The organism is Bartonella sp. AP9QHHD, assembly GCF_042195625.1.
GTDB lineage: Bacteria > Pseudomonadota > Alphaproteobacteria > Rhizobiales > Rhizobiaceae > Bartonella.
In genome coordinates this window covers 1-5,898 of sequence record NZ_JBHIOP010000050.1, presented here as the reverse complement: position 1 = coordinate 5,898, position 5,898 = coordinate 1, and the positions used below count along the sequence as shown (strand labels likewise).

Genomic DNA, 5,898 nt, shown 5'->3' with positions numbered 1-5,898 from the left:
CGCTTTTTAGGGGCTACATCATTGCGCTTTTTAGGGGCTTCAGCATTACGCTTTTTAGAGGCTTCAGCATTGTGCTTTTTAGGAGCTTCAGCATTACGCTTTTTAGAGGCTACATCATTGCGCTTTTTAGAGGATTCTTCACTATATTTTTTATAGGCTTTATCGCTGTATTTAAATCCTTCTTCCAGCAATTGTGTTGCCATTTTACGATCTTCACCAGCTGTTTGTTCCAGCTTAGTGACATCTATTTGTGATACACCCTTATGAGCTTCAGCGGTATTACGGTTAAGGGAAGCTATGGTTTGATCAACGCCTTGCCCTGTCAATGCCTTCTGCCCTGCTTCATCAGTAATGACGATGGTGCCATCGCTAATGGCAGATTTGGTATATCCTTCCCTTGAATCCTGTTGTTCTGCATGATCTAAAACATTTTTGGCAATGTTTTTAGCGATGTCGTATTCGCCCATTGCACCACCCGCTGCAATGCTAATCCCATCACTGCTGGCTTTGGCACTCGCACTGTTGCTGATATCACTGGTGCTGATGCTTCCTGTGGTCAGGCTGTTTTTTTCTGCCAAGGCTGTGCTTTCAATAATACCTCCAGTCAGCGTTGTTTTATCTTTAACGGTGATCTCAAAGCCGTCATCACGGGCTTTAATGCCTGATTGTTCCACAACACTGTGATAATCGCTGGAGGATTGATCATTTTGGAAAGAGACGTTTATTGACGCACCATCAGGCTTTCCATTGCCTTTAACCCCAACAGAAACAGAGTTTTTTTTGCTGGAAGTTTGTCCCGTATCACTGCGGCTGACAACGGTAAAATCACCTCCTACTTCCATTTCTACACGCTCTCCAGAAACCACGGCGCCTGCCAATGTGGTGTTTGCCCCACTCGTGGTATGAACAGTACCTGTGCCAACAATATGGCTGTTCTTTTGTTGAACCTGTTCACTGGAACCTTCCCCTTGACTAAAAGCAGCACTGCCTGTTACCCCTGCGCCACCCGTGCCATAACTGGCTCCAATATTCATTGAAGCACTTTGGTTATGGTTTTGTGTGCTTTTCTTGTTTTGCGCACTTTCAAAGGTAATATGCTGTCCTGCTTCCAAGTTGATATTCCCGCTCTGCGGATCATTTGCATAAACAGGATTGGTGCCAGCGATAATATCAGCTCCAACACCATGGATGCTGCCTTTGTGGGCTTTCATATTGACAGAACGCCCAGCTTCTATGCTATTGGTTACAGCAGTAGATGTCTGAGAAGACTTCTCTTCCTTTTCAGTCTTAAAGCCTACGGTAACACTGGTAGAAATATCCACCATCTTGAGAAGGGAATCTTTTGTTGATCCGCTCTTTATCCCATTATAGAGATCTTTGCCTTTGTTATAGAGATCTTTGCCTTTTAGACCAAGAATGATGCCATTGCCGATTTTGTGTTTTGTATCCCCATGACCAAAACGTTTTCCTGCATCCTTTATATCTTGTATGGTACTAAGAATGCCAACATTGACAGAACCTGTAACACCAGCAAAGAAATTTTCATGGTTTTTTTGTGTCTTAGAGATATCTTGGCTTTCCGAAAGCGTGATATTATTACCGGCATCAATGTTCACATCACGATTTGCCGAAACAATAGCTGCTTGCATATTCACATCATTGTCAGCAGTAATCTGCACATCTTGGCGTGCCGTGATGTGTGATTGTGTGGAAGTGGTTTCCCATTGATCGCCCGTATCTTTGACGCTTGCAACCCCAACACCCAAAGAAACACTACTGCTGCTCTTTCCAAACTGAATGCCAAAACCTGAACGCTTTTCTTCAGAATTTGACTTATGGCTATTATGACCCACAAGCACATTGACATCACGAGCTGCCGAAAGATTAATATTCTCACCTGCAAAATCAGAGCCCACTATGCTCACATCTTTTTTCTTGGCAATGATGTTGATAGTGCCATACGCATTGAGAGAAGAGCCTTGATGTTCAAAACTCTCTTCATTTTGCACCTTTTCCTCACTCCCATATATCGACACAAAGTCCTCACCTGAGCCCGCGCCAAAACCAGATGCATGTTCTTCTGAGTGGCTGCTATGGTGATCTTGCATGCCATCAATCGTCACATTTTCTGCTGTCACATTGATGTTTTGACCTGAAAGCAGATGAGAAGCAGTAATTGTGGACTCTTTTTCTGCTTGCAAATCAATGTTGCCCGTTGCCTCAAGAACAGAGGAAACTGTTGTGGTGTGCGATTCAGATTTATCGGAAGATTTCTCATGCAAAAAGCTACTTGATGACGATTGGTATTGCTGATCGTAGTGTTCTTGAGCGCCTTTTATGAGAATATTCCCACCAGAGTGAATAGAAATATCTGCTTTTGCTTGATCTGGTGTTTCCTCTTCTTTTCCAGCAAAAAGCATCGATCCAATGATTTTTGTATCGTTGCCAGATTCAAAGGCCATCCCTTCACCCCCTGTTATACTTGAGCCCACAACTTGAGTAGCCTCAACATTATTATGGACTCTCTCACTAAATATTCCATCCTCTTTGTGATCGGATATCTCATAATGTAAGCTATCTTCTGCATTGTTGATCAGGATATCGTTACTGGCTTTCAGCCCCACCTTGCCCTTGGCATCTATATCGGAAGCCGCCATATGGATATCTTTTCCAGAGAGAACAGTGGTCTCTTTTCCAGAACTTAAATGAGAGCCATTGTGTAAAGCAACATGAGATGTTTCACTCCCATTCTGATTATCCATACTATTGCGTGTGGCATCAATCGAAACATTCCTCTCAGCTTGCAAGAGAAGTTTATCCTTTGTTTGAACATCAGAGCCTAAGATATTCAAATCTTTTCCAGAGGCAAGTGTCGTCGAGCCTCCAGAGTTGACTTCTGATTTATGATGCATGGTAGCATCACCCTGTTCATCATGGTAATGGGTTTCTGCTGAACCGATCGTCAAGTTGCCTTGTTCTGTAGCCATGGCAAGATCACCTCCGGTAGTGATCCCCACCCCTGAGGCTGTGATATCTTGTTTGGCAATCACCGTTGCATTACCACCAGCAGAAAGTGCCTCGGTGTTTAATACTGTCTCCACGCCGTCAACCGTTGTGCGCCCTGCATCCAAACGAATATTCTTCTCCGCAAGGAGAACAGCATCACCACCCGCCGCAAAATGCCCTCCTTGACTGAGGATATCCCCGCCATGCACATGCAATTGGTGATTTGCCGCAATCCGCCCTGAATTGATAATCGTTGAATTGCTCGTATTCTGGCTGGTGATATTGACACCATCGCCCATGATCAAAGCTCCAGCAGAAACAAAGGAGGCTCTGTCTTTTTCAGGGATGTAAAGCACCGGAGCATAAACATCCATGCCCTTGACCTGTTGGCGCACATAAATCACCATCGGGACTTCTAGGGACGCCAATTGTTCTTCACTCAAAGCCTCACCAAAAGGGAGATTGTGGGCTTTTGCATAGTCTGCCCCGACATCCAGCAAAGTTTTGACTTGTTCAATGGCATCACTTCCAGGAATAAAGGAGCCTTTACCCAAACCTTGACCAACCAGATCACGCATTTGTTTTTCAATCAATTCCTTTTCGAAATAAGCATCCCCTAAGAAAAAAATCTCCCGATCAGGATTGTAGCCAATTCTGTTCAAATAATAGGCTGAGCCATAAAACTTGCCAACATCAAGGAATTCTGCCCGCGTTTCATAAATAAAATTCTGCTTGGGCAAGGTGCCACCAACCCCACCCGATTGAGGCTTTGGCAAAGGGAGACCCTCAGAAAGTTCTCCTGCACCATTGATATCCACTTTTGGTGTAAACAAAGCACCAGCCCCGGTTAAACCGCTTAAGGACTCCAGCGGATTGCCTTCAACTGCTTGTGCTTTAAAATGCGCATCCCCTGTAATAGAACCTTCCCCTGCCTTGTTGTTGAGTTGATCAACCACCAGATTTAAAGTGCCACCCGCTTGGACAAGACCAAGAACTGCATCAAGAGCTTCTGAACCGGTCTGGCGATAAGTGCCATTAGCTATATCTAAGGAAACATCGCGGCTTCCATCAGCTTTATAACCATAACAATAAGCATCCGTATTAGCATTACAACCCATATAAGTGTTTTTATAAACCGTTGCCCCCAAATTGGTGAGCACATTGGCGTGGATATCGGCATTTCCTCCTGCTTGTATAATGCTATAGTGGTTGTCAATGGTATCGGCATTAATGATGAGATTGCCACTAGATTGTATCATCCCCTGAGCAGCCGGTTTATGCGAAAAACTCTGCGTGACAATCTTCTCTGTCATGTATGACTGATTATTCCATTGATAGCGTTCTATATCTCCTTTTCTTTTATCATATTTCCAAGTGAATGCCTTATAGACTGTTCCACCTTGCAAAGTTGCCGTGCCATAGGTTCCCTCTTTGTTAGCCCAAAGCTTTTTATCAAATACAAATTCTTCCTTAAGATACCCTCCTTGAGTATGTATATAATCCTCTCCACCTATTAATATATACGTAACATACCCCTTTCCCCAACGCTCTCTCTTCATATCGTGATATAAATTCTGTTCATTGAGCAAATTAAAACCCTTTGGTTTTTCGAATGCTATGGCGACTTCTTCCGTTTTTTCCGTGATGACAGGCATGCTATCGGCTTCGTTTTTGAGACNCAAAATCATTGAGCAAAGCCCCATCAACTTGTAAAGCACCATTGCCCTTTACATAAATTAAACCCGTTTTGCTGTTGGTCACATCGCCCGTCACGCTAAAAGCTAAATCATGACCCGCTGCCAATTGACCGCTATTTTCAAGCTCCCCGGTTTTGATGATAAAATCTCGTGCTGCTAAAACCGATGTGAACTGATCCACCATAACGCCTGGAGCAACAAAAAGAATATCTCCAGTCCCTCCTTCATCGGTAATGGCTTGTAGCCGTGCATGGTGAATATCAAGAACATTGGTGCTTTGAAAATCTAAACCACCATAAATCAGCGTGCTGCCCGAGACATAAATATGATCCGCAGTTAAATATAGCGTTTGCGGCGTGTAAATATGAGAACGATCATTGCTCAAATCCAGTGTGTTTGCTGTCAATCTCACATCCCCCGTAGCAGACAGCACATTCTCAACGCTGATCCCTCCTGATACCGAGGTCAGGGTTGCACTGCCATAGCCAATGACCTGATCATAATAAATGTCGTTGCCAGCAAAAAGTTCAATATTGCCACCACTGATAATATGCCCAACCTTTATACCCTCTTGCGCTGTAGCAAAAAGGGAACCTTTATCATGAAAAACAAGAGCACCTGTAGGGTTTGAAGGGCTCACCTGAGAGTGAACAAAATCTAAACCTGTCATCAGTGTGCCTGCATCAAGACTTCCCACCTTTAAAACGGCATCATCACCCGTCATCAAAGAAGAAAAATCAACCGCCCCACCATGAATGTCTGCTCTGCCATAGGCTAAAACTTGCCCAAAATGAATGCCGGCATGGGGGTCAACATGAATGGCAACATTGTGATGCGACAGAATTGTTTGGGAAACAGAGAGCCCATTATGAGAAACCAGGGTGATATCTCCTGCCCCATAAATACTTTCAGCAAAAATCGCACCTTGACTGCTCTGGAGATCAACATCCCCTTTTGTGCCAAGAACAAGGCTGCCAGCTGCTTGCGTGGCTGCCATATCAACCCCACCAGCTAAAAAATGGGCTTGTATATCACCACCGGCATGCGCCCTGAGATTGCCCCCAGCTAAAACAGTGCCACCAATATTAAGCGCTCCATCTGTTTCAAGTGTTACATCAGCGCCTGACCCTAGCCCTGAAACTTGAAGTGTCTGACGCGAAGACAGCTCCATATTGCCCCCAGAGGTTGCCTTACC

Annotated in this window: 1 pseudogene; it reads right to left on the bottom strand. The window is 44.4% G+C overall.

Annotation, left to right across the window (positions count from 1 at the left end):
- A pseudogene (locus ACFIK4_RS04125) lies at positions 1-5,898 on the bottom strand (hemagglutinin repeat-containing protein); the annotation flags it as partial.